Source organism: Burkholderia sp. BCC1998 (assembly GCF_905339875.1).
Classification (GTDB): Bacteria; Pseudomonadota; Gammaproteobacteria; order Burkholderiales; family Burkholderiaceae; genus Burkholderia.
This window is the reverse complement of the sequence record NZ_CAJPHE010000015.1, coordinates 170,210-195,031: the sequence shown is the minus strand read 5'-3', so window position 1 is coordinate 195,031 and position 24,822 is coordinate 170,210. Positions and strand designations below refer to the sequence as shown.

Below are 24,822 nucleotides of genomic sequence, written 5' to 3'. Positions count from 1 at the left end.
GGCTTCGGCACGGCATGCAGGCGACCTTGCCTGCCCGACGCGCCGAAGCCGTGGTCCGCGCGCCGGTCAGTCGGTCCCGTACTTCGGCGAACGCGGCCCGTACAGCAGCCCGTTCGGCGGCCCCGCGGACAGCAGCCTGCTGCTCGTCAAACCGGCCACATCGTGCGCTTCGTCGGTCAGCGAATGCGCGACCTGCTTGACGGCCGCCTGCACCAGCATCCCGACGACCCCGAACGCGTTGACGCTCATGTTGTTGCCGACTTCCTTGCCGGTCGCACGGCCCTCGCCCTGCCACAGCACGTCGCCGGTCTTCAGGTCGACGAGCTTCGCCGACGCCGCGACCACCGTCGTGCTGTCCACCACCTGGTAGACGGAGCCGTATTGCGTGATCTTCGCGTACAGCGCGGCGTCCGCGCCGAAGATTTCGCGCAGCTTCGCCGGCGACGTGCCCTGGATTTCCGCGGCGTTCGTGAGGCCGTTCTGCTTGAACGTCTCGTCCATCACCGCGACCGGCACCACGTAGTAGCCCGACTCGGCCAGCGGCTGCGTCATCTGCGACAGCACGCCGTAGGTCGCGCCGACATCGGTCGTCTCGTTGAGCGGCGGCAGCACGAGGATCGAGCGCGGCTGGCTCTTCTTGAAGGCCGTGTAGTCGGGGCGTTTGACGGGCTGCGCGCACGCGCTCAACAGCGCGACGATCGACAGCACGGACAGCAGCTTGAATGAAAGTGTCTTGATCATGGCAGGCACGTCACTGTTTGGCGGGAGTCGGATCGGCATTCTTCTGGCCGGCGATCGTCTGGCCGGCAGCCGACGGATTCGCGGCCTTCGCGGCCTTCGCGTCGCCGGCTTTCTTCTTCATCAGGAAATCCATGAACGACGCGGATTCCGGAAAGAGCGCCTTCTCGGCCTGGAATTCCTGCCCCGCCTGCTGTTCGCTGCCGACGCTCGCGTAGAGCATCCCGAGATGCGCATGGAAGCCCGGCGGCGGCGTCTTGCCCTTCGCGCGGATCTCCTGCAGCGCCTTTTCGAGCGCGTCGATCTGCTCCTGCGGGGACTTCTGCCCCTTGAAGTATTCGTACACCTGCGGCTGATAGCCGTTCCATTGATAGAGCGGCGGCGTGGTCGGCGCCGCGCAGCCCGCGAGCAGCATGACGGCCGCCGTCGCCGGCAGCCAGATTCCCCGTTTCATGGTCTTGTCTCTTCTGGTTGATGAATGATTCGTCGCGCCGAACTGCGCACGGCGCCTATTGCGGTGCCTTCAGCGTGCCGGCGTCGACCTGGTCGACGAGGTGGTTCACGGCCTCCTGGATCGCGAGGTCCAGCACCTTGCCGTTGAGCGTCGAGTCGTAACCGGCCGTGCCGCCGAAGCCGATCACTTCGCGGTTCGACAGGCTGAACTCGCCCGCGCCCTGGCTGGACGCGACGACTTCCGACGTCGTCGTGTCGACGATGTTCAGGTTGACCTTCGCGTACGCGACTTGCGTCTTGCCGCGGCCGAGAATGCCGAACAGCTGGTGATCGCCGACGTCCTTGCGGCCGAACTCGGTCACGTCGCCGGTCACGACGTAGTTCGCGCCCTTCACCGCCTGCGCCTTCTTCATGAAGCCGGCTTCCTGCTTGATCTCGTCGAGGTTCTCGCGGTCGAGCACGTTGAAGCGGCGGCTCTGCTGCAGGCGCGTAACGAGGATCGTCTTCGCCTGTCCGCCGAGGCGGTCGATGCCGTCCGAGAAGATGCCGCGCATGTAGCTCGAGCGGTTGTCGAACTTGCCGACCGCGATCGCGACGGGCTTGCCCGCGTACGGCTTCTGCGCGCTGCTCACGGCCGGCACGTCGAGCGTGCGCGACGATTCGGTCGCGCAGCCGGACAGCGCCGCGACGAGCGCCGCCGCCACGAGAACGGTGCGTCGTGTCTGATTGTTCACTGCGGGTCTCCTTACGTGAAAAGATTGCCCGGAACGGGCTCGCCGGCTTGCCGACAAACCGGCGGTCGATGCGATGATCGAAGCGGCCGGGGCGCGCATCGGCGCGCGCGCGACTTCATCGTCCGGACGGCGATGGAGATGGCGGCATGCGAAGGGAAAGTGCGCGCAACGGACGTGTTGCGGCGAGACGCGAACGCGCGGCGCATGGATCGACGACCCCGCTTGCGCCGGCTACCGCGTGATTCTGGTTACTGCGCTGTTGATCGCGCATGATCGGCCCCGTATATGATTTTGGCCGATCATACCAAGTCTGATTATCGAGACGGGATTTCTTTAGAAGAATTGACGATCTTTACAAATCGCCGCGGATCCATGGTGCGTCACACGCCAGCGGAGCGTGCGCGGGACGCCCGCGCCGGCCCGCGAGCCGGCGCGCCGCTGGCGGTCAGTCGGCCGCCGTCTGCCGCATCGTCACGAACTCCTCGGCCGCGGTCGGGTGAATGCCGATCGTGTCGTCGAATTGCGCCTTCGTCGCGCCCGCGCGAATCGCGATCGCGATGCCCTGGATGATCTCGCCCGCGTCGCGGCCGACCATGTGCGCGCCGATCACGCGCTGGCTGTCCCGCGCGACCACCAGCTTCATCAGCGTGCGCTCGTCGCGGCCCGACAGCGTGTGGCGCAGCGCCTTGAAGGACGTGCGGTAGATGTCGACTTCACCGTGCACGCGACGCGCATCGGCCTCGGTAAGGCCGACCGTCGCGACCTCCGGCTGGCTGAACACGGCCGACGGGACGTAATCGTGATCGGCCGCGACGCGCGCGCCGCCGAACAGCGTGCGCGCGAGCAGCGCGCCGTCGCGCGTCGCCACCGGCGTGAGCTGCGGCCGCGACGTGACGTCGCCGAGCGCATGGATCGAAGGCACCGACGTCGCCGAATACGCATCGACCGCGATCGCGCCGCGCGCGTCGAGCATGACGCCCGCGCGCTCGAGGCCGAGCCCTTCGACGTTCGGCACGCGGCCGGTCGCATAGAGCACCGCGTCGTACGGCCCGTGCTGCGCGTCGCCGACGTGCACGGAGAGCGTGCCGTCGTCCGCGCGCGCGATCGATTCGACCACCGCGCGCGCGTGGATCGCGACGCCCTGCTTCGTCATTTCGTCGGTGAGGAACTGTCGCACGTCGTCGTCGAAGCCGCGCAGGATCTTCTCGCCGCGATAGAACAGATCGACCTGGCTGCCGAAGCCGTTGAAGATGCCGGCGAACTCGACCGCGATATAGCCGCCGCCGACCACCGCGATGCGCTTGGGGCACGCCGGGAGCGACAGGGCCTCGCGCGACGTAATCGCATGCTCGATGCCGGGACGGTGCGGCAGCGCCGGCCGCGAGCCGGTCGCGATCGCGATGTGGCGCGCGCGGATCGTGCGCTCGCCGATCGCGACCGTATGCGCGTCGACGAGGGTCGCGCGTCCTGCGTGCATCGCGACGCCGGATTGCCGCAGCAGGTCGATGTAGATGTCGCTGAGCCGGTTGATCTCGCGATCCTTCGCGGCGATCAGCGCGGACCAGTCGAGCGTGCCGGCGCCGAAGGTCCAGCCGAAGCCCTTCGCATCCTCGAGTTCGTGCGGATAGTGCGATGCGTAGACGAGCAGCTTCTTCGGAATGCAGCCGCGCAGCACGCAGGTGCCGCCGATCTGCTCCTGTTCCGCTATGCCGACGCGCGCGCCGTATGACGCCGCCATCCGGGCGAGCCTCACGCCGCCGGAGCCGGCCCCGATGACGAACAGGTCGTAGTCGAAATCCATCGCAAGCCCTCATCGCAGTTCGGATGACGGCACGATAGCAAGATTCGGGAATTCGTGCGGAACGTGGCGCCGCAGGACGCGCGCGCCACAAAAAAACGGCGAGAGACGTCGCCTCTCGCCGGTCAAACCGGCTGCCGGGTGTGCCATGCGTCACCGATCGACCACATGCCCGGCCTGCCGGCCGCGCGGCACCGGTCCGCCCGGATGCGCGAACGGCGCACCCGCGGCGGGACCAGCCGCCTTGCTCAGGCCTGCGACGTGTCGCTGCCGTCCGTCGCCTGCGTATCGTCTGCCTGCTGCGGCTGCTCTTCCTTCTTCTCGAGCATGCCTTCGATCGCCTCGGCGCCCTTGAAGCCGGCGACGGCCGCCGCCGCCTTGGTCAGCAGGCCCGCATCCGGATCGACCTTCTCGGCTGCCTCGACGGCTGCCACTGCGCCAGCGATTTCACCCACGGTGTTCAGGATACCCATCGTCATCCCCTTTCAAGAAAATCGTGAGCGCATCGTCCCACGAAAAAAAACCGGCGGACCGTGTTTGTCATCACCGGATACACAAGTTACGCACCAGGCCGGCCGCACGCGAAACGCGCGCCGGAACGACGCCCGCGCGTGCGTTTCGGCACGCGGCGGACCCTGCACGCAGCGTAGCGGAATCGCTTCGCGCGCACTGTCAAAGTATGTTCTGGAATGCCGACGGAACCCTTACGGGCGGCGTGTTCCCGATGGAGCAATCGCTGAATGGTCGTCTGCGCGCAGGAAGGCGCGTGGCGAAAAAAAAGAGGCTCCTTCCTGGAGCCTCTTCGATGCGCGCCGAACCGGGGCCGGCGCACGCGTTGACGATTTTCGTCAGAAGATATTGCGCAGGCCGATCGCGATGCCGGTCTGGTTGCTGCGACCCGGCAGCTCGACGTTCGCCGCGCCGTTCGTCTTGTTGAAGTCGACCGTGCCGTAGACTTCCGTGCGCTTGCTGAGCGCGTATTCGGCGATGCCGACGATCGCGTAGCGGTTGCCGCTCGCGAGCGTGCCGTTCGCGGTCATCGCGTTGCGCATGTGGTCGTAGTAGAACGCGCCCGTCAGCGTCAGCGGCGTGCTGACCTGCCAGCTCACGCCCGCGAACGGACCGTCGTCGATCCGGCCCGTGCCCTTCGCGACCGGGATCGACTGCTGCGCGAGCAGGCTGTCGACGAAACCGGTGTCGTCCTTCGAGCGCAGGTAGCCCGCATAGATCTTCGCCTTGCTGAACGCATACACGACGTTCGCGTGGTAGATCGTCTGCTTGCGTGCGGAGTTGTCGCTGTTCTGCTGCGCGCCGGCCGCGATGCTGAGCGGGCCCGTCACGTACGACAGCGACACGCCCCATGCATTGCCCTTGCCGAGCGAGCCCGGGATCTGGCCCGAGAAGCCGCCCGCGCCGGTCGATTCGTAGTTGGTGCCCGTCGAGTACATCGCCTTCGCGGTCAGGCCCGCGAACGTGCCCGTGTACTTGATCTGGTTGTCCGCATACAGGCCGCCGCCGAGTGCGACCGGCAGCCATGCATTTTCGAGGTAGTTGCCGACCGTCAGCGGATCGTAGGTGTCCGACAGCAGGTCGAACAGCGGCGTCTTCTGGCGGCCGAGGGTCACCGTGCCGTACGGGCTGTCCAGGCCGACGTATGCCGCACGGTTGAACAGGCGGCCGCTGTCGGCGAATGCGCCGTTCTGCAGGTTCACGCCGCTTTCGAGCTTGAACACGGCCTTCAGGCCGCTGCCGAGGTCTTCCGTGCCGTAGATGCCGAAGCGGCTGTTGGTGATCGCGCCGTTGGACATCGACAGCAGGCCGTCGTTCTTGGCGTTCGCGTTGGTCAGGTAGCGAACGCTGACGTCGGCGACGCCCCACAGCGTGACCGAGCTTTGTGCTGCTGCGTACTGGCTGGCGAAGGCCAGCACTGCGCCCCCTGCGATGGCTGCGAGCCGGGTGGTCTGCTTCATGAGCTTTCCTTTTTGTAGGTGTCTCCATTCATGGCCGGCCGCGTGCGCAGCCGGGTGGCGATCGCGGACGCTCATGGCGCGCGCGATGTGGGCTGAATCATAAGACCAGTGCGCACGCTGAAAGAAATTGAAACGCGCGGCCGCGCGCGATTGTCGCCCTGGAACAACGTTTCCCGCGCCGGGCTTGCCTGTCGCGCGACGGATGCGGGTCGCGGCGATGGCGGGACGAAGGCTGGCGCTGTAAGGCGCGGCCGGAGCAACCGGTTTGCGCTGGGGCAGCGTGGCGGAGGGTGGCGCGATGAGCCGGTGATTCGGTCACGCGGCGGACCGGCGGGCCGCATGCCGGCGGCCCTGCGCGCGTCAGGCCGGCCGCGGCGTCCCGCCGTCGGGGTTGCTGCTGTCGCTGCCGTTGCTGCCGCGAACTTCGGCGCCCCCGTTGCCGGCCGCCCCATCGCCACTGTCGCGCCCACCGCCCGCGCGCCGCCGCGCCCGCCGCACGATCTCCGCGAACGCACCGGCGAGCAACAACACGGCGCCCCACAGCGCGACGTCCGGCATGAGCCGCGTCACGAGGCCGCCGACCACCGCGCCGGCCAGGAAGCAGAAGCTGATCGTCGCGAGCAGCGCCGAATCGTGCAGCGCGCCCGCGTCGTAGCGGGGAATCAGCCCGACGAACAGCTTCTGCGCGGCGCGCCGCAGGTTGCCGGTCGTCATCACCGACGTGTACGACAGCTCCTCGAGATGAGTAAACGACAGCGTCTGCAGTGTCGCGACGAACGAGATCCCCGGAATCAGCCACGCGCTCGACGCGCCGACGAGCCCGCTCGCGGCGACGCCGAGAAACGCGATCTCGACGATCAGGCTCGCGAACGCGGTGTGCCGCATCCAGCCGCGCTGCGCGGCGAGACCGAGCAGGTGCGCGACGAACACCGCGACCACGAAACCGCCGAGCGGCGGCACGTGATGCAGCGCGGCCGCCCATTCGCCGGCCGACACGTTGATGCCGAGCAGCGCGACGTTGCCGGTCATCGTGTTCGCGAACACGTGGCCGTGACCGACGTACGTGTACGCGTCGAGATAGCCGCCGGACAGCGTGAGCAGCGCGGCGACGGTGAGATTGCGGCTGGCGCCGTCGAGATCCATCAGGCCTCCCGTGAAGAGTCGCGCCAGTATCGCGCACGGGAGGCCGGTTGTGCGCCGCTCACTGGCCGATGCCGGTGAGCCCGATCAGCGCGCCGGCCGCGAGCAGCCACAGCGGATGGATGCGCGTGCGCCACGCGAGCACCGCGCATGCGGCGGTGATGCCCCACTGGATCGCGGTGCGGTTCGACGCTTCCGAGATCAGCACCGCGCTGGCCGCGACGAGCCCGGCCGTGACCGGCATCAGCCCCTGTTGCACGTAGCGGCGCCACGGCCGGTCGCGAAAGCGTTCCCACGCGTGCAGCGCGAGCACCGTGACGATCGACGACGGCCCGAACTTCGCGATCGATGCGACCAGCAGCCCGGCCCAGCCGGCCACATGCCAGCCGACCAGCGGCACGATCATCATGTTCGGCCCCGGCGCGGCCTGCGCGAGCGCGAACAGCGCGGTGAACGCGTGCGCGCTCATCCAGTGGTGCACGTCGACGACCTGCCGCTGCATCTCCGGGAGGATCGTGTTGCCGCCGCCGAATGCGAGCAGCGACAGCTGGCTGAAGATCGTCGCGATCGCGATCAGCGTGTCGCTCATGACCGGCCTCCATCGCGCACGGCGGCGCGCTGCGGTGCCGGCGTCTCGCGGCGCCGCGACGCGAGCCAGATGCTCACGGGCGTCAGCACCAGCATCGCGCTCAGGAGCGGGATGCGCAGCACCGCGATCGCGGCGAATGCGAGGGCCGCGATGCCGACCGCGGTGCGCGGCGCGTGCAGCAGCGGCTTCGCGACCTTCACGGCCATCGCGACGAGCAGGCCCGCTGCCGCGGCGGCGAGCCCGCCGAACAGGTGCTGCACGCGCGGATCGCCCTGCGTCTTCGCATACAGCACACCGAGCCCGACGACCACGAGCGTCGGGCCCGCGATCAGCCCGAGAATGCCGGCGAACGCGCCCGCGACGCCGCGAAAGCGCATGCCGACGGCGACCGACAGGTTGATCACGTTGCCGCCCGGCAGGAACTGGCACAGCCCGAGCAGATCGGTGAATTCGTCGGCGGTGAGCCATTTGCGGTCGTCGACGATCGTGCGCCGCGCGAACGGCAGCGCGCCGCCGAACGACATCAGGCCGAGCGACAGGAAGCCGGTGAACAGCTCGGCGAGGCCGACCCGGCGTGGAGGCGCGGCAGGCGGCGGAGAAACGGATTGCATGGGGCTCCTCATCAAACGATGCCCCGAGGTTACCGCCGTGCGGCACGCCGGCAAAACGATTTTATCGGCGCGTCCTTGTGATCTAGAATCACAAGCATGGCACGCGATCTCCCGCCCTTTTCCGCGCTTCGGGCCTTTGAAGCAGCGGCACGACATGAAAGCTTCAGCGCCGCCGGCGACGAGCTGCATGTGACTCATGGTGCCATCAGCCGGCAGATCGCCGGGTTCGAGGCGTGGCTCGGCAAGCCGGTGTTCCACCGCTACGGCAAGCGCGTGAAGCTCACCGACGAAGGCCGCCGCTACCTGGATACCGTCCGCGCCGCGTTCGACAGCATCGCGCTCGCCACCGAGCAACTGCGCAACACCGGGGCCGCGCGCGTGCTGCGCATCAATGCGCTGCCGACCTTCGCGATGAAATGGCTGCTGCCGCGCCTGTCGCGGTTCCAGCGCGACGTGCCGAACGTCGAGCTGAAGCTGTCCACGTCGAACGCGCCGCTCGATGCGCTCGACGGTTTCGACGTCGCGATCCGCCGCGGCCCCGGTCACTGGCCGAACTGCACGAGCGGCCACTTCCTCGACGAAAGCGTGATTCCGGTCTGCAGCCCCGCGCTGCTCAAGCGCGCGCCGATCACCCGCGCGGACGATCTCGCGCGGCACGTGCTGCTGCATTCGGACACGCGGCCGGAAGGCTGGCGCGACTGGTTCGCGGCGGCCGGCGTGACGATGAAGGGGCGCAAGCGGCAGTCGTTCGACCACTTCTACCTGGCGTTGCAGGCGGCCGTCGACGGGCTGGGCGTCGCGCTCGGCCCGCTGCCGCTGATCGACGACGAGCTCGCGAGCGGGCGTCTCGTGATGCCGCTCGACGGGCCGCGTATCGCGACACGCAGCTACTGGTGGATCGCGCCGCGCGCGCCGGCCGACGATCCGCTGGTCGCGCAGTTCTGCGCGTGGCTGGAAGCGCTGGGGAATGCGAACGGATGACGCGCGCCGCGTCGCCGCTACCCGATCGAAACGACGCGGCGTGCCACCTCACGTCCCCGTCCGCGTTGCAGGAATGAAACCGATCCGCGCGCAACGCCCGCGATTCCCCTGCGGAATCGATGTCGCGCGCCCCTGCGTTTCACCGTCGTGCCCGCCACCGCACGTGAGGCCTGGCATGCGGCCGACCGGCCCACCGCCGCGCGTTTCAGCGCTGAAACATTTTCGCGTGCGCCACCTTGCACCGGCGTCACGCGACCCCCGCCGAGCCCCTGTTTGCGCGAAAGTCCGCGTGCTGGCCCGTTGCTTGCTGATGCAGCCGTGCAGACGACGAACCCTGCACGGGCGAACGACCCGATGCAGGTGACAAACATTCATCCAGCGGGTCGGGGGAAATCATGTCGAAACTCATATCGGCCGTCACACGGCTGCTGTCCTGCATCACTGCCGCTGTTGCGCACCCGCTGATGCCGACGGCGCGACTTCGCACCGTCGAGATCCGCTGCGCCGACACGGTCCACAACGTCACACGACGTCACGACACCCTGATCCGGTAGGCGAAATCCGCAGCCCCGGCGCGCGCACGCGCGCTACGACGATCATCCGCGCCGTTCGCGCGGGCATTGCCGCCGGCGCCGCGGCTCACACCACCGGCCCCGGCTCCTTTTCCTTGCGCAGGATCGCGTACAGGATGATCGCGCCGAACGTCGCGGTGCCGATCCCGCCGAGCCCGAAGCCGCCGATCTTCAGCGAGAAGTCGCCGGCGCCGAGCACCAGCGTGACGGCCGCGACGATCAGGTTGCGGTTGTCGGAGAAGTCGACCTTGTTGACGACCCAGATCCGCGCGCCCGTCACCGCGATCAGCCCGAACACGACGATCGACACGCCGCCGAGCACCGGGCCCGGAATCGTCTGGATCACCGCGCCGAACTTCGGCGAGAAGCCCAGCCCGATCGCGATCAGCGCGGCGACCGCGAACACGAGCGTCGAATAGATCCGCGTGACGGCCATCACGCCGATGTTCTCCGCGTAGGTGGTCACGCCGGTGCCGCCGACACTGCCCGACACGATCGTCGCGAGCCCGTCGCCGATGAACGCGCGACCGACGTAGCGGTCGAGGTTGGTGCCCGTCATCGCGCTGACGGCCTTGATGTGGCCGAGGTTCTCCGCGACCAGGATCACCGCGACCGGCGCGAGCATCAGCATCGCGTGCGGATCGAACACCGGCGCGCGGAAGCTCGGCACGCCGAACCACGCGGCATGCGCGACGATCGCGAAATCGACCGGCTTGCCGAGGCCCATCCCGTTGGTCGCGATCGCATAGATCACGTAGGCGATCACCAGCCCGACGAGGATCAGCAGGCGCTGCATCATCCCGCGCGCGAACACCGCGACGCCGCCGACGCACAGCACCGTGACGAGCGCCATCACCGAGTCGAAGGTCGATGCCGACACGCCCTTGACCGCGATCGGCGCGAGGTTCAGCCCGATCACCGCGACCACCGCGCCGGTGACGACGGGCGGCATCAGCGTCTCGATCCAGCGCGTGCCGATGGCCTGCACCAGCGCGCCGAGCGCGACGTACACGACGCCGCACGCGACGATCCCGCCGAGCGCGACCGGGATGTTCGGGTTCGGGCCGCTGCCGCCGTAGCCCGTCACCGCGATCACGAGGCCGATGAACGCGAAGCTCGAGCCGAGGTAGCTCGGCACGCGGCCGCCGACCAGCACGAAGAACAGCAGCGTGCCGATACCCGACATGAAAATGCACAGGTTCGGGTCGAAGCCCATCAGCAGCGGTGCGAGCACGGTCGAGCCGAACATCGCGACGACGTGCTGCACGCCCATCGCGACCATCTGCGGCCACGCGAGGCGTTCGTCGGGGCCGACCACGCGCGAGACCGCGCCGGTCGGTTGCACCCGCCAGCGCGGGAAGTAGGAATCGGACATGGGGTAAAGGGCTCCTGTCGTACGCCGGCTGCGGGACGGTGCGCCGGTCTGGAATCTGGCGCGAGTTTACGGAGCGGAAATGGGGCTGGCAAGCGCGAACCGCCGGCGCGGCGGGCGTGCCTGCCGGGGGGCATCGGAGCGGCGCGACCGCATCGGCGGCGGCCGGCCGGCGCACCGCCCGATGTGAGCGGGCGCTCACATCGCAGCGGACGCGACGCGGATTACGGATTGATGTACTGGAACAGCGACATGTTCTGCAGCTGCGCGTAAGCCTTCTGCGCGCCGCTCAGCGCGTTCTGCACCTGCAGGTACTGGCTGATGGTCGTGACCATGTTGGCGCTCGTCAGGTCCGACAGGTTGCTGGTCGTCTGCAGCGCCGCGGTCTGGTTGACGGTCTGCATCGCCTTGACCTCCTGCTCGCGGCCGCCGACCGACGCCAGCACGGTCGTGACGTTGCGCATCGAGTTGCCGATCTTCGTCGCGGCCGTGCTCAGCGTGTTCGACAGCGCGGCGGTCGCCGTCGGATTGCCGGCGACGGGCGTCTTCAACGCCGTGATCATCGAATCGAGCGTCGAGAACACGTCGACCCCGCTCGCCTGCGGTGCGGGCGTGACCGAAAAGGTGTCGGTAGGCGACGGCGTGCCCGACACGGCGACCTTCATCCCGTTGCCGAGCGCGATCGCGGTGCCCGACGTATAGGCCTGCGCGGGCCCGGGAGTCGGGGGTGAAATCGAGTTGTCGGTCACCGTGTAGGTCGGCGCGGCCGCGGTGCCGCCGAAGGTGATCGTGAACTGATGGCCGTTGGTCGCAGCCGACGGATCCGTCACCGTGACGTTGCCGATGGTGGCCGTGCCGGTGTTGGCCGCGCCGGCCGCCTGGACGGGCGAGTTGCCCAGCGCCTGCACCGACATGAACACCGAGAGGCCCGAGTCGCCCTGCGGCACGCTGCGCGAATCGTCGATCTGCACGGTGCGCGTGCCCGTATCGCCGACATAGCTGATGCTGCCGGCGGCGTCCTTCGTGAACGGCGCCGTCGAATTCTGGTAGCCGGCGAACAGGTAGTTGCCCGCGCCGTCGGTCGAGTTCGCGAGCGACACCAGTTGGTCGCGGTAGCCCTCGAGCTGCGCCGCGAGCGCTGCGCGGTTATTGTCGGCGAGCGAACCGTCGCCGGCGCGCACGATCGTCGACTGGACGCTGCCGAGTACGTTGCCGACGCTCTGCAGCGCCTGGTCCTCGGCCTGCAGCGACGCGAGCGCCGTGCTCTGGTTCGCCGCGTACTGCGACAGCGTGGCCGACGTCATCGACAGCTGCACGGCCTGCGCCGCGCCCAACGGGTTGTCGGCCGGCGTCGACAGGCTCACGCCGCTCGAGATCTGCTGGTAGAGCTGCGCGAGCTGGGCCTGCTGATCGTTCATCTGGCCGACGTTCAGCTGGTAGAACTGGGTCGTGGAAATCCGCATCGTTTCTATCCTCTCGAATCCGCTCAGCTGAACAGGCCCAGCACGGTCTGGAACAGCGAAGCCGCCGTCTGGATCACCTTCGCGTTCGCCTGGTAGAGCTGCTGGTACTGCATCAGGTTCGCGGCTTCCTCGTTCTGGTTCACGCCCGACACCGACTGCTGCGCGGACGTGATCTGGCCGACCAGCGCCGTCTGGGCGGTACTCGACGACTTGAGCTGGCTCGCCGCGTTGCCGATGTTGTTCACGTAGTTCGCATAGGCACCCGTGAGCGTCGTCGTGCCGCCGCCGAGGGTCTTCGCGTTGACGAGCCGCGACAGCGCGAGCGCGTTGCTGCCGTCGCTCGTGCCGCCCGCGTACGGCCCGATCGTGAACGAATCGCCGTCCGACGGTGTGCCCGACAGCGTGACGGTCACGCCGTTCAGCGCACCGGCGGCCGTGCCCGACATCGTCATCGCCGCGCCGGTCGACGGGTCGTACGGCACGGGGTCGGTCGGATTGCTGATCGTCACCGACGTCGGCGGCGTGCCCGGGATCGTCACCGTGGTACCGGCCGGGAAGCCCGACAGCGACTGCGTCGCCGCGTCGTAGGTCAGCTTGGTCGACGGCACCTGATAGCCGGAGGTCACCCCGCTCAGCGCGATCTTGGCGGTGCCGATGTTGGTGCTCGACGCCGACGTGACGGCCGGCGACGCGGCCGCGATCGCCGAGCCGCTCGTCGTCGCGAGGCCGAAGCCCGTCAGCGCGCCGCGCGTCGGCAGCACGGTGAACTGGTCGCCGGCATTCATCGCGCCGGACGAGAACGAGAAGTTCAGCCCGCCGAGCGAGACCGGCATCGGCCCCGCCTTCTGGTCGACCACCGACCCGCTCGCGCGGTCGGTCAGCGTGTAGTTCGTGCCGTCAAACGACAGCGTGTAGTCGCTCGTCGTCGGCTGCGACGCGTTGGCGAACGAGACGGACAGCGCCGCGTTGCCGGTATTGCCCTGGTTCGAATAGACGGTCGGGTTCGCCACCGTGAACAGGTTGCCGCCCGGATTGCCCGCCAGGTCGACGCCGAGCGCGTTCTGCCCGTTGACCTGCGCGGCGAAGCTGGTCGCGAGCGCGCCGAGCTGCGCCTGCGCGGGGTCGAGCGTCTGGCTGCGGAACGCGAGCAGGCCGCCGAGCGTGCCGCCCGACAGCGACGCATCGGGCAGCGCCTGGTTCGGCCCCGGCGGGTTCGCGCCGGCGATGCCCTGCGACACGACGGTCAGCTCGCTCGGATCGGACGACGACGTGACGGTCGCGAGCTGGTAGCTCTTGTCGGCAAGAACGAGCGGCTGGCCGCCCGCGAGGAACACGCTGTAGCCGCTGTCGTTGCGCACCACCTGCACGCCGGCGAGGCTCGACAGGTTCGACACCGCGAGGTCGCGCTGGTCCATCAGCTGGTTCGGCGGCTGCCCCTGGCTGCTCGCTGCCGAGATCTGCTGGTTCAGCTGCGCGATCTGCTTGGTGTACGTGTTGATCTGCGACACGGTGTCGGTGAGCTGCGTATTCACGCTCTGGCGCAGCGCGTCGTACTGCTGGCCGGCCGCGTTGAGCTGGTTCGCGAGGATTTGCGCGTTGCTGACCGCGGTCTGCCGTACCGACGGATCGGACGCGTTGTTCGCGACGTTCTGCAGCCCGGTGAAATAGCCCGTGATTCCGGTCGAGATGCCGGCCGTCGGGCTGCCGACGTAATTGTTCAGCTGCGCGACGAGCGAATACCAGGTCGACAGCGAGCCGCCCTGCGACTGCGCGCTGTTCAGCTGGTCGCTCAGGTACTGGCTGTACTGCCGCTGCACGGTGACGGTATTCACGCCCTGCGGCATGTAGCCGCTCGCCGTGTACTGACCGCTCGCCTCGGCATAGACCGGGCGCTCGACCGAATAGCCGGGCGTCGCGGCGTTGCTGATGTTCTGGCCGGTCGTCGTGAGGCCCCAGAGCGCGGCATTGAGGCCGCTGACACCGAGGTTCATGAGTGAGTTGGACATGCGCGATCCTGATGAGCCGGCCGCGCTGCGGCCGCCGGGTTGCGTGACTCCCGGTATAACGGCCGCGGATCGGAAAAATTGAGGGAAAAATGCGTGCGCGACGCGCGCATGCGCGTCGTCCGGCGAGCGGCCCGGCGCACGCTGCCGGCGCCGGTGCGAAAGCGGCCCAGAACCGGGCCGCGAGCGGATGCGTCAGGCCCGCGCGAGCGAGCGGCGCTTCATCTCGAGCTGCGTGATCAGGCGCTGCAGCGTGTTCTCCGCGCTGCCCGGCAGCGACATGAAGCGAAAGCCGAGCTGGTAGCGGCGCGAGCCGTTCGGCATCTGGGTCGAACGCTGCGACACGAGCTGCAGGTCGAGCGACAGCTTGCCGTGGCCGTTCAGCTCGAGCTCGACGCCCGGCAGCAGCGTGCCGACATCGAGCGCCTCGACGCGCTCGTCGGCGGTCCGCAGGCCGACGCCGCCGAGCGACAGATTATGCACCTCGAACATGAAGCCCTCGCCGTCCGGCAACCGGCCGCGGCACAGGAACGGATCGACGATCGGTGCATCGACGCGGAAATACTCGCGGCGCTGGATGCACATCAGCACGTCGGGGAAATCGGCGACGAACGCGGGCAGCCCCTCGTAGCGCGTCTCGCGCGGCGTGTTCGTGGTGAATTCGACGCGCACGCCTTCCGGCGCGGCCGCGAAGGTGCAATGCGACGCGCCGAGGATGCCGGCGTTCTGCTCGGACAGCGCGCCCCAGTCGAACGTGAACGTGCGCGCGCCGACGTCGACCTCGAGCAGGCGCGTGACGAGCTGGCCGCCCGGGTACTGGACGGTCAGGAAGTCGCCCCGGTTCACGAGGTTGCGCAGCTGCACGCCGATCTCCAGCGGATTGCGGCGGGCGTAGTCGGGCCCGGAATGGCCCGCATCCAGGCTCGGATCGGTCGACGTTTCGATATTCATGGCTAGCCGGTTTTCTTTTCAGGGCGCCCGGGCGACCGGTGCGCAGTAAAACCGGGCCAGAACATGGCCCGGTTACAGGTCTCTCACACTTAGCGGCAGTGCTCACCGAAAGTTTAGATCGAAACGCCGGTATTTTTCGCGCAAACGTTGAAAACCGCGCGCGGCGGGATGCCGGGCACGGTTCGTAAGATTGTAAAAACGGCGGCAGGCGGGGCCGTTGCGGCCCTGCCCCGTCAGCCGATCTGCTGCATGATCGAGATCAGCTTCTTCGCGTAATTCGGGTCGGTCGCGTAACCGGCCTTCTGCATTCCGTGCGCGAAACCCTCGACGCTGCGGCTCGCGCTGAGCACGCCCGCATAGCGCGGGTTGTTCTTCAGCAGGTTCGCATAGTCGGTCATCGCGTGCTCGTACGAGTCGTACGCGCGGAATTTCGCGACCACACGGCGCGGCGTGCCGTTCACGTATTCGGTCGTCAGCGCCGACACCGTGCGGCCCGTCCAGCCCTTGTTCGCCTTGATGCCGAACACGTTGTAGCTCGTCGAGCCGTCGCTCGCGCGGATCTCGCGCTTGCCCCAGCCCGATTCGAGCGCGGCCTGGCCGACGATGAAGCGCGCCGGGATGCCGGTGGTCGCGCTCGCCGCCTGCGCCGGGCCGGCGAGCCGGTCGACGAACGCGTCGGCGTCCTGCACGCCGCTCGCGCCCTTCAGCGGCGGCGTCAGCGCGCTGCCGGCCGTGTAGCCGCGCGAGCCGGCGAGCCCGCCGTTGTTCGCCGCGTTCGCGTAGGCCCGCGCCATCGCGTTCATCGCGGCGAGGCTGCCTTCGTTGCCCGACGTGCCCGAGCCGGCCGCACCCAGGCCCGCCGCAGCGAGCCCGGCCGCGCCCGCGTCGGCCGCCGTGTCGCTGCCCGAGCCCTGCCCCGCGTTGCGCAGCAGCTGCTTCATCAGCGCGTCGGCCACGCCGATCCCGCGCTTCGACATCTGCTGCGCGAGCTGCTGGTCGAGCATCGACGTGTACATCTTCGACGTGTGCGAATCGAGCAGCCCGCCGTCGGGCGACGCATCGCGCATGCTCTTGAGCATCATCTGCGTGAACATCGCGTCGAACTGGCCCGCGACCGCCTTCGCACCGGCCTGCGGCGACTGCTTCGCCTGCGCGCGCAGCGCGTCGAAGCCCTGCACGTCGAGGGCGAAGCGCTGCGTCAGGTCGTTCGCGTTCGGAAGATTCGCCGCCATTCAGATCACCTCCAGGTCTGCGCGCAGCGCGCCGGCCGCCTTCATCGCCTGCAGGATCGACATCAGGTCCGCCGGCGTCGCGCCGAGCGTGTTCAGCGCCTTCACGACGTCGGCCAGGTTCGCGCCGGCCGTCACCATCTTGAGCGCGCCGTTGTCCTGCTTCAGCTGGATCTGCGACTGCTGCGCGACCACCGTCTGCCCGTTCGAGAACGGCCCCGGCTGCGACACCACCGGCTGCGTGTTGACGACCACCGACAGGTTGCCGTGCGCGACCGCGCAGCTTTGCAGCGTGACCATCTGGTTCATCACGATCGAGCCGGTGCGCGCGTTCAGGATCACCTTCGCGGCGGCCTTGTCCGGGCTCACGTCGAGGTTCTGCAGGCGCGCCATGAACGCGACCTGCTGCGCGGAATCCGCCGGCGCGGCGAGCTGGATCGTGCGGCCGTCGAGCGCCGTCGCGGTGCCCGGACCGAAGCTCGAATTGACCGCGGACACGATCCGCTGCGCGGTGCCGTAGTCCATGTCGTTCAGCTGCAGCTGCAGCACGCCGTTCATCTGCGCGATCGCGTTCGGCACCGCCCGCTCGACGATCGCGCCGCCGACGATCCGGCCGGCCGCGAGCTGGTTCACCTGCACGCGGCTGCCGTTCGCACTCGCGCCCGCGCCGCCGACCGCCATGTTGCCCTGCGCGAGCGCGTACACCTGCCCGTCCGCGCCCTTCAGCGGCGTGAGCAGCAGCGTGCCGCCGCGCAGGCTCTTCGCGTTGCCGAGCGACGACACGGTCACGTCGAGCGCCTCGCCCGGCCGCGCGAACGGCGGCAGCGTCGCGGTCACCATCACGGCCGCGACGTTCTTCAGCTGCATGTTGTTCAGCGACGACGGCCCGCCGTTGGCCGAGCCGTTGTTGATCGAGATGCCGAGGTTCGCGAGCATGTTCGCGAGCGTCTGCGTCGTGAACGGCGTCTGCATCGTCTGGTCGCCCGTGCCGTCGAGGCCGACGACGAGGCCATAGCCGATCAGCGGGTTGTCGCGCACGCCCTGGATCTGCGCGAGGTCCTTCAGGCGCTCCGCGTGCGCGGGTGCCGCGCCGAGCGCGCACGCCGCCAGCACGAACGCGGCGGCGATCCGCGCGACGGCACGCGCACGGGACGCACGCGATGCACGGGACGACAGGCGGTGGAAAAGAGGCTGCTGCATCGTCATCACCACGGTGCGATGTTGAGGAAGAAGCGCTGCAGCCAGCCCATCGTCTCGGCTTCGTTGATGTAGCCCTTCGACGAGTATTCGATCTTCGCGTCGGCGACCTGCGTCGAATAGACGGAGTTCGCGCCCGAGATCGTGTTCGGGTTGACGACCCCCGAGAAGCGCACGAATTCGTTGCCCTGGTTGATCAGCATCTGCTTCTCGCCGCTGACCACGAGGTTGCCGTTCGGCAGCACGTTGGTGACGGTCACCGTGATCGTGCCGTTGAACGTGTTCGCGGCGCTCGCGCCGCCGGTGGCCGCGAACTTGTTGGTGCCGGCCGCCGACAGGTTCGCCTTCGCGAACAGCCCGCCGAGGAAGCCGGCCGTCGGCACGTTGAAGTCGGTGTTGCCCTGGCGGTTCGTGTTCGCGCCCGACGACTTGGTCGCGTTGATGTTCTCCGCGATCATGATCGTCAGGATGTCGCCGACGTTGCGCGGCCGCTGATCCTCGAACAGCGGCCGCCCCGCATAGCCGGGGTTGTAGATCGAGCCGGGCGCCTGCATCGACATCGGCATCGGCGGCTGCGCCGTCATCGGCTGCTGGATGATCGGGTCGCGCGGAATCTGCGCGCAACCGGCGAGCGCGGCCACCGCGACCGCGCACGCGGCGCGGACGGGGGCTGACGGGAGGAGGCGAACCTGCTTCATGGCGACGACGGGACGTTCCGGTTAGCTCTTCATCTGCGTGACGGTCTGCAGCATCTGGTCGGACGTCGTCACGGCCTTGCTGTTGATCTCGTAGGCACGCTGCGTCTGGATCATGTTGACGAGCTCCTGCACGACGTTCACGTTCGACGCCTCGACATAGCCCTGGTTGAGCACGCCCGCGCCGTTCAGGCCCGGCTGCGACACGTTCGGCGCGCCCGACGACGTGGTCTCGGCGAACAGGTTCTCGCCCTTCGCCTCGAGGCCGGCCGGGTTGATGAAGGTCGCGATCTGCAGCGAGCCGATCTGCACCGCGTTGCTCGAGCCCGGCTGCGTGACCGACACGACGCCATCCTTGCCGATCGTCAGCGACTGCGCGTTCTGCGGCACCGTGATCGCCGGCAGGATCTGGTAGCCGCTCGACGTGACGAGCTGGCCCTGCGCGTTGGTCTGGAACGATCCGTCGCGCGTGTACGCGTTCGTGCCGTCCGGCATCAGCACCTGGAAGAAGCCCGCGCCGTTGATCGCGACGTCCTTCGAGTTGCCGGTCTGCGTGAGGCCGCCCTGCGTATACAGGCGCTCGGTTGCGACCTGCTGCACGCCGGTGCCGAGCTGCAGGCCCGACGGCAGCTCGGTCTGCTGCGTCGAGTTCGCGCCCGGCTGGCGGATGGTCTGGTACAGCAGATCCTCGAACACCGCGCGCGACGCCTTGAAGCCGTTCGTGCTGGTGTTCGCGAGGTTGTTCGAGATCACGTCCATCTGCGCCTGCTGCGCATTCATGCCGGTGGCGGCAATGTAGAGCGAACGGTTCATGTTGAATCTTCTCCTGGGTGCGAGGGCCGGGCCGCTCAGCTGAAGTTGAGCAGCTGGTTCGCCGACTGCTCGTTCTGGTCGGCCGTCTGGATCAGCTTCGACTGCAGCTGGAACGCCCGTGCGTTGTCGATCATCGCGACCATCGCGGTCACCGGGTTCACGTTGCTGCCTTCGAGCGAATTCGGCGTGACGACCACGGTCGGGTCGGCGTCGGCCGGATTGCCGTCGGCGGTGCGGAACAGCCCGTCGTTGCCGCGCGCGAGCGTGGCCGGGTCGGGGTTCACGAGCTTCATCTGGTCGACGATCGCGACCGCCGTCGGCGGGTCGCCCGGCATCAGCGCGGACACCGTGCCGTCCTTGCCGATCGTCACTTCCGCGTTCGGCGGCACCGAGATCGGGCCGCCGTTGCCGAGCACCGGCAGGTTGCTCGCGTTGACGAGCTGGCCGTTTTCATCGACGTGCAGGTTGCCGGCGCGCGTGTAGGCCTCGCTGCCGTCGGCGGTCTGCACCGACAGCCAGCCGGCGCCCTGCACGGCGACGTCGAGCGGGTTGCCGGTGCGCGTGATCGGACCCGGCGCGTAATCCGCGCCGGGCGTCGACGCGAGCACGTAGGTGCGCGTCGTCGTCGGGTCGATGTTGCTGCCGTCGCCGAAATTCATCGGCACCGCGCGGTAGGTCGCGAGCTGCGCGCGAAAACCCGTCGTCGACGCGTTCGCGAGGTTGTTCGCGACGATCGCCTGCTGGTCGAGCGACTGCGACGCGCCCGTCATCGCCGTGTAGATCAGTCGGTCCATGGCTGCCGGTTATCCGCGCGTTACAGGTTGATGAGCGTCTGGTCGACGGTCTGCTGCGTCTTGATCGTCTGCGCGTTCGCCTGGTAGTTGCGCTGCGCGGTGATCAGGTTGACGAGCTGCGACGTCAGGTCGACGTTCGAGTTCTCCAGCGCGCTGCCCTGCAGCGTGCCGTGGTTCGTGCTGCCCGGCGCGGAGATCTGCGGCACGCCCGACGCGGCCGTCTCGGCGTACTGGTTGCCGCCGAGGCTGGTCAGCCCGTTCGGGTTGTTGAAGTTCGCGATCGCGATCTGGCCGAGCACCGCCGTCTGGCCGTTCGAGTAGTTGCCGGTCAGCTTGCCGTCCGAGCCGATCGAGAAGGTCGTCAGCGTGCCGCTCGCGTAGCCGTCCTGCGCGAGGTTGTTCACGCCGTCCTTGCCGCCGTATTGCGTGGTGCCGGTCAGGTCGAGCGTGAGGTTCTGCGGCGTCGCCGAGCCGTCGGTGGTCGGCACGCTGAACTGGAACTGGCCGAGCGATGCGGTCGGCGCGGCCGGCGTGCCCGTCGTCGTGCTCTGGATCGCGCCCGACGTGTCGAACGTGACCGTGCCGAGGTCGGTCGCGGTGCCGCCCTGCACGCCCGCGTAGGCTTCCCACGAGCCGGCCGCCGACTTCACGAAATACATGTTGACCGCCTGCGAGCCGCCGAGCGAGTCGTACACCTGGATCGACGTCGAATAGTTGTACGTCGTGGTGTCGGTCGGGTCGAACGGCGTCTTGGCCGGCACCGTGTCCTGCGAGTTCAGGTTGAACTGGCCGGTGATCTTGGTCGTCGGGGTCGGCGCGATGTTGGTCGTCGGCGCCTGCAGCGCCACGGTCTGCGCGGTGTTCAGCACGCCGTTCTTGCCGGCCGCGTAGCCCATCAGGTTCGCGCCCGCCGAGTTGACGATGAAGCCGTTCTTGTCGCGCTGGAACGTGCCGTCGCGCGAGTACGTCGTCACGCCGTTGTTCGACATCTGGAAGAAGCCGTTGCCGTTGATCGCGACGTCGAGCGACGAGTTCGTCGTGTTGATCGTGCCCTGGCCGAACTGCTGCTGCACCGACGCGAGCGTCGTGCCGATCCCGATCTGCGTGTTGACCGACGTCGCGAGCGAGTTCGCGTACATGTCGGAGAACTGCGCGGTGCTCGACTTGAAGCCGACCGTGTTCGCGTTCGCGATGTTGTTGCCGATCACGTCGAGCGCGTTCGATGCGCCGGCGAGGCCGCTCAGACCCTGTTGATAACCCATTTCGGTCTCCGTTTTCGAGAAAGCTGGATCAGTTGCTGGTGGTCGTGCCGCCGGACGACGACGACGCGGTGTTCGGGAAAATCGACGCGACCTGGGTCAAGCCCACCGTCGTGCCGTTCGACAGCACGAGCCCCGCCGTGCCGTCGGCCTGCTTGATCACGCTCTGTACCTGCGCGGCCGCGAGCACGGTCGGCGCGTACGTCTTGCCGTCGCTGCCCGTGTACTGCGCGCTCACGGTGTACTTGCCGTCCGGCAGCGCGTTGCCGGCCGTATCCGTCGGCGTCCAGTTGAACGGCACCGTGCCGGCCGACTGCTGGCCCGCGTTGATCGTGTTCACGACGACGCCCGCGCTGTTCTTCACGGTGATCGTCAGGTTCGACACGTCGCTCGTGAGCGACACGCCGAACGGCGATGCCGCGCCGCTCTTCACCGCGACGCTGTTGCCCGGCGCGAGCACGTTCGTGCCGATCAGCAGCGCGGCCTGCGTCTGCTGGCCGGCCGCGAGTTGCGTCGACAGCGACGTGAGCGACGTATTCAGCTGCGCGATGCCGCTCACCGTGTTGATCTGCGCGAGCTGCGACGTCATCTGCGAGCTGTCGACCGGGCTCGTCGGATCCTGGTTCTGCAGCTGCGTGACGAGCAGCTTCAGGAACGTCGCCTGCAGGTCGCTCGCCGAGGTGCCGGTCGTCGACACGTTGTTGGTGTTCATCGTGTCGGTCGGCAGGGTCGACACGTTGGTGCCGCTGCTGCCGATCGTCGTGCTGGAGGAAGTCATCCTGGGAAGCCTTGTGTCGAAACGGTCGGGTCTGGGCCCGGGTGTGGAGGGTCGCTCGGCGCGCGGCTTACGTGCCGATCGTCAGCGTCTTGAGCATCAGCGTCTTCGCGGTGTTCAGCGTCTCGACGTTGGCCTGGTACGAGCGCGACGCCGAGATCATGTTCACCATCTCCTGTACCGGATCGACGTTCGGCATCTGCACGTAGCCGTTCGCGTCGGCGGCCGGGTTCGCCGGGTCGTAGGTCGACTTCATCGGCGACGGATCGTCGACGACCTTCGTCACGCGCACGCCGCCCACGCCCTGGCCGGACGCGGTGCGCGCGCCGCCCATCGGGTCGGTCGCGAACACGACCTGCTTGGCCTTGTACGGCTTGCCGTCGGGGCCGGTCGCGCTGTCGGCGTTCGCGAGGTTCGACGCGGTGACGTTCAGGCGCTGCGATTGCGCGGACAGCGCCGAACCGGCGACGCCGAAGATGTTCATCAACGAGGGCATGGAGGCTCCTGGTGCTTGTGCTCGGGTTCGGTTGCGCTTACGAGTTCGTCGAGATCGCGGCGATCATCGCCTTGATCTGCTGGGTCATCACGGTCATCCCGGTTTCGTAGTGCAGCGCGTTGTTCGCGAACTGCACGCGCTCGACGTCGAGATCGACCGTGTTGCCGTCGAGCGACGGCTGCAGCGGCATCCGGTACTGCGCGCGGCCGTAGTCGTCGGCCGGGCCGCCGGTCGGCATCAGCTTCGCGGTGCCGGCCATGTGGCCGGGTACCGTCGACACCATCGTCATCCCGCTCGCCACGCCGGCCGGCTGCGCCATCGGCAGCTGCGCGGCGTTGCTCGGCGCGAGGCCGCCGCCGGCCTGCTTCAGCGAGCGCGCGAGGGTCGACGCGAAATCGGTGTCGCGGGCCTGGTAGCCGGGTGTGTCGGCGTTCGCGATGTTCGACGACAGCAGCTCCTGCCGATAGGCGCGCACGTCGAGCGCCTGTCGGCCGAACGCGAATTCGGCATCGAGTTTGTCCAGCATGTGTGCGTCTCTCCGTATGAAGCGCTGCACGCCCGTTGCGCCGGATGGCGACCCAAGGGGCTTTTTTCCATGACAGCGATGGTAGGCGCCGGGCGCAACCGGCAATCGGACGAATAACGCGGCAAAGGCCCCCTCTATTCATCGTTTGCGCGACGGCCCGGCTCCCTAGAATGCGAATCGGATCAACGGCTTCGAGGACACGGCGATGACAGGCAGCGCACTTCGCGGCAACCACGGACGCGGCACGCGCAGGTCGCGTGCGTTCGCGCTCGCCGCGGCGCTGTGGCTCGCGGTGCCGGCCGCGCACGCGGACGACGGGATGATCGTGATTCCCGGCCGCGGCGAAACGGCCGAGACCGCGCTCGCGCAGGCGAACGCGGCCAGTGGCGGTCAGTTCGGCGGGAATGCGGGGACGGCTTCGGGTACGGGTACAGGTGTGGCCACGACGGTCGGTGCAGTCGGTGCAGTCGGTGCGGGTGGCGCAGGTGGCGCGGGTGGCGCGGGTGGCGCGGGTGGTGCTGCCGGCGTGACCGGCGCGGCCGCGGCCGGCTACGCGGCGCAGCCGGCTGGCTCGATGGTCGTGATGAACGTCCCGCCGCCGGCTGCCGTGCCGGCGCCGACGCCGCGCCCCGCCTACGCCGCCGCGCGCACGAACGCCACGACCACCGCGACCACCGCGAACGCCTCGAACGCCGCGAACGCCGCGAACGCCGCGAACGCAGGTTATGGTCCCCAGCGCGCCGCCGATCCGGGCGCCGTCGCGACCGTCGTCGCCGGCGCAGCCGACCCGGCATCGAATTCCACGCGACCGGCCATCGCCGCGCGCCTGGCCGCGGCCCGCGCCGCTTCAGCCGCGCCGGCCCCGCGCGCACCGGCGGCTGCCGCCAACCCGCCTCAGGTAGCCGCCGCGCCCCAGCCGGCGACACCGCCCGGCCAGCAGGACCCCGACACGATCCGGCGCACGGCGCTCGCATTCCTGCAGCAGCAGGTCGCGGGCCTGCCGGGCAAGACGACCGCGACCGTCGCGGCCGCGTTTCCGCGCGGGCTCGCCGCGTGCACGACGCTCGAGCCGTTCCTGCCGACCGGCGCGCGCCTGTGGGGCCGCACGACGGTCGGCGTGCGCTGCGCGGGCGAGCGGCCGTGGACCGTCTACCTGCAGGCGAAGGTCGCCGTGCAGGCCACCTATTACGTCGCCGCGCGCCAGATCGCGCCCGGCGAGCCGCTCACCGCGGCCGACCTCGTCGCGCGCGAAGGCGACCTGACGGTGCTGCCGCTCGCGGTGATCACCGATCCCGCGCAGGCGGTCGGCGCGACCGCGCTGGCGCGGATCTCGGCCGGGCTGCCGCTGCGCCAGGACATGCTGAAGAGCGCCGCGTCGGTGTCCGCCGGCCAGACGGTACGGGTCGTCGCGGCCGGGCCCGGCTTCACGATCTCGGCCGAGGGCAGCGCGCTCGCGAATGCGGCGCCGGGACAGTCGGTGCGGGTCCGGATGGCCGCGGGGCAAATCGTCACGGCGATCGTCAAGGATGCCGGAACCGTCGAAATTCCGCTGTAGGGCCGAATCGCACCGCAAGATTGTAAAGAATTGTTTATTCGGAGAATTTCGGGCTCACGATGCTAAAGTTCGGGCCGACCCGGCCGTTATCTGGGTCATACCGTCCAG

The 24,822-nt window shown here is 68.7% G+C and carries 24 protein-coding genes; 2 read left to right on the top strand and 22 right to left on the bottom strand.

Annotated elements, in window-relative coordinates; translation table 11 throughout:
• Nucleotides 1–66: 66 nt before the first annotated feature.
• From U5A56_RS24610 to U5A56_RS24570, 9 genes are all read right to left on the bottom strand, one after another.
• Complete coding sequence (locus U5A56_RS24610; RefSeq protein ID WP_044847891.1) at nucleotides 67–741, bottom strand: DUF799 domain-containing protein; 675 nt, start codon at nucleotides 739–741, stop codon at nucleotides 67–69.
• Between the two features lie 10 nt (nucleotides 742–751).
• A complete protein-coding gene (locus U5A56_RS24605; protein WP_044847890.1) occupies nucleotides 752–1,192 on the bottom strand; it encodes a DUF4810 domain-containing protein in 441 nt (146 codons plus the stop codon).
• Nucleotides 1,193–1,247: 55 nt separating this feature from the next.
• Nucleotides 1,248–1,925 (bottom strand): CsgG/HfaB family protein, encoded by a 678-nt coding sequence (locus U5A56_RS24600; protein ID WP_321803269.1) that lies wholly within the window; start codon nucleotides 1,923–1,925, stop codon nucleotides 1,248–1,250.
• 445 nt (nucleotides 1,926–2,370) lie between these two features.
• Nucleotides 2,371–3,726 (bottom strand): glutathione-disulfide reductase, encoded by a 1,356-nt coding sequence (gene gor, locus U5A56_RS24595; protein ID WP_321924947.1) that lies wholly within the window; start codon nucleotides 3,724–3,726, stop codon nucleotides 2,371–2,373.
• Between the two features lie 245 nt (nucleotides 3,727–3,971).
• Entirely contained in the window at nucleotides 3,972–4,196 is a 225-nt protein-coding gene (locus tag U5A56_RS24590; RefSeq protein WP_014895816.1) for a hypothetical protein, read from the bottom strand.
• Nucleotides 4,197–4,571: 375 nt separating this feature from the next.
• Nucleotides 4,572–5,693 carry a porin gene (locus tag U5A56_RS24585; RefSeq protein ID WP_044847888.1) on the bottom strand — a complete coding sequence of 374 codons (1,122 nt, stop codon included), beginning with the start codon at nucleotides 5,691–5,693 and terminating at the stop codon, nucleotides 4,572–4,574.
• Between the two features lie 360 nt (nucleotides 5,694–6,053).
• Complete coding sequence (locus U5A56_RS24580; RefSeq protein WP_321924945.1) at nucleotides 6,054–6,836, bottom strand: YoaK family protein; 783 nt, start codon at nucleotides 6,834–6,836, stop codon at nucleotides 6,054–6,056.
• A 58-nt stretch (nucleotides 6,837–6,894) separates the two neighbouring features.
• Nucleotides 6,895–7,422: a chromate transporter gene (locus U5A56_RS24575; protein WP_124666541.1), complete on the bottom strand. Its 528-nt coding sequence runs from the start codon at nucleotides 7,420–7,422 to the stop codon at nucleotides 6,895–6,897.
• Nucleotides 7,419–8,033, bottom strand: coding sequence for a chromate transporter (locus U5A56_RS24570; protein ID WP_321924943.1), 615 nt, complete (start codon nucleotides 8,031–8,033; stop codon nucleotides 7,419–7,421). The genes U5A56_RS24575 and U5A56_RS24570 overlap by 4 nt, the downstream gene beginning before the upstream one ends.
• Before the next feature lie 96 nt (nucleotides 8,034–8,129).
• Between U5A56_RS24570 and U5A56_RS24565 the strand changes: the two genes are divergently transcribed.
• Nucleotides 8,130–9,014, top strand: a complete 885-nt coding sequence (locus U5A56_RS24565) for a transcriptional regulator GcvA (protein WP_321924941.1) — start codon at nucleotides 8,130–8,132, stop codon at nucleotides 9,012–9,014.
• Between the two features lie 639 nt (nucleotides 9,015–9,653).
• Here U5A56_RS24565 and U5A56_RS24560 read toward each other — a convergent pair.
• From U5A56_RS24560 to U5A56_RS24500, 13 genes are all read right to left on the bottom strand, one after another.
• Nucleotides 9,654–10,961, bottom strand: a complete 1,308-nt coding sequence (locus U5A56_RS24560) for a solute carrier family 23 protein (protein ID WP_044847883.1) — start codon at nucleotides 10,959–10,961, stop codon at nucleotides 9,654–9,656.
• Nucleotides 10,962–11,182: 221 nt separating this feature from the next.
• Complete coding sequence (flgL, locus tag U5A56_RS24555) at nucleotides 11,183–12,421, bottom strand: flagellar hook-associated protein FlgL (RefSeq protein WP_321803261.1); 1,239 nt, start codon at nucleotides 12,419–12,421, stop codon at nucleotides 11,183–11,185.
• A 23-nt stretch (nucleotides 12,422–12,444) separates the two neighbouring features.
• Nucleotides 12,445–14,427, bottom strand: coding sequence for a flagellar hook-associated protein FlgK (flgK, locus tag U5A56_RS24550; RefSeq protein ID WP_321924939.1), 1,983 nt, complete (start codon nucleotides 14,425–14,427; stop codon nucleotides 12,445–12,447).
• 192 nt (nucleotides 14,428–14,619) lie between these two features.
• Nucleotides 14,620–15,375: a flagellar brake protein gene (locus U5A56_RS24545; protein ID WP_044847880.1), complete on the bottom strand. Its 756-nt coding sequence runs from the start codon at nucleotides 15,373–15,375 to the stop codon at nucleotides 14,620–14,622.
• Between the two features lie 233 nt (nucleotides 15,376–15,608).
• Nucleotides 15,609–16,607: a flagellar assembly peptidoglycan hydrolase FlgJ gene (gene flgJ, locus U5A56_RS24540; RefSeq protein ID WP_124570731.1), complete on the bottom strand. Its 999-nt coding sequence runs from the start codon at nucleotides 16,605–16,607 to the stop codon at nucleotides 15,609–15,611.
• Nucleotides 16,608–17,804, bottom strand: a complete 1,197-nt coding sequence (locus U5A56_RS24535; RefSeq protein ID WP_321924937.1) for a flagellar basal body P-ring protein FlgI — start codon at nucleotides 17,802–17,804, stop codon at nucleotides 16,608–16,610.
• 5 nt (nucleotides 17,805–17,809) lie between these two features.
• The gene (gene flgH, locus U5A56_RS24530) at nucleotides 17,810–18,499 is read right to left on the bottom strand and encodes a flagellar basal body L-ring protein FlgH (protein WP_044847878.1); all 690 of its coding nucleotides are present in this window, start codon (nucleotides 18,497–18,499) and stop codon (nucleotides 17,810–17,812) included.
• Between the two features lie 21 nt (nucleotides 18,500–18,520).
• Nucleotides 18,521–19,309 carry a flagellar basal-body rod protein FlgG gene (gene flgG / locus U5A56_RS24525; protein WP_014895799.1) on the bottom strand — a complete coding sequence of 263 codons (789 nt, stop codon included), beginning with the start codon at nucleotides 19,307–19,309 and terminating at the stop codon, nucleotides 18,521–18,523.
• Between the two features lie 35 nt (nucleotides 19,310–19,344).
• Nucleotides 19,345–20,103: a flagellar basal-body rod protein FlgF gene (gene flgF, locus U5A56_RS24520; RefSeq protein WP_044847877.1), complete on the bottom strand. Its 759-nt coding sequence runs from the start codon at nucleotides 20,101–20,103 to the stop codon at nucleotides 19,345–19,347.
• Nucleotides 20,104–20,123: 20 nt separating this feature from the next.
• The gene (gene flgE / locus U5A56_RS24515; RefSeq protein WP_321924934.1) at nucleotides 20,124–21,365 is read right to left on the bottom strand and encodes a flagellar hook protein FlgE; all 1,242 of its coding nucleotides are present in this window, start codon (nucleotides 21,363–21,365) and stop codon (nucleotides 20,124–20,126) included.
• Between the two features lie 28 nt (nucleotides 21,366–21,393).
• Complete coding sequence (locus tag U5A56_RS24510) at nucleotides 21,394–22,140, bottom strand: flagellar hook assembly protein FlgD (RefSeq protein ID WP_044847875.1); 747 nt, start codon at nucleotides 22,138–22,140, stop codon at nucleotides 21,394–21,396.
• A 67-nt stretch (nucleotides 22,141–22,207) separates the two neighbouring features.
• A complete protein-coding gene (gene flgC / locus U5A56_RS24505; RefSeq protein ID WP_044847874.1) occupies nucleotides 22,208–22,633 on the bottom strand; it encodes a flagellar basal body rod protein FlgC in 426 nt (141 codons plus the stop codon).
• Between the two features lie 37 nt (nucleotides 22,634–22,670).
• Nucleotides 22,671–23,159, bottom strand: coding sequence for a flagellar basal body rod protein FlgB (locus U5A56_RS24500; RefSeq protein ID WP_321924932.1), 489 nt, complete (start codon nucleotides 23,157–23,159; stop codon nucleotides 22,671–22,673).
• A 205-nt stretch (nucleotides 23,160–23,364) separates the two neighbouring features.
• On the opposite strand from U5A56_RS24500, the gene flgA reads away from it, so the two are divergent.
• Entirely contained in the window at nucleotides 23,365–24,714 is a 1,350-nt protein-coding gene (gene flgA / locus U5A56_RS24495) for a flagellar basal body P-ring formation chaperone FlgA (protein WP_321924930.1), read from the top strand.
• Nucleotides 24,715–24,822 lie beyond the last annotated feature (108 nt).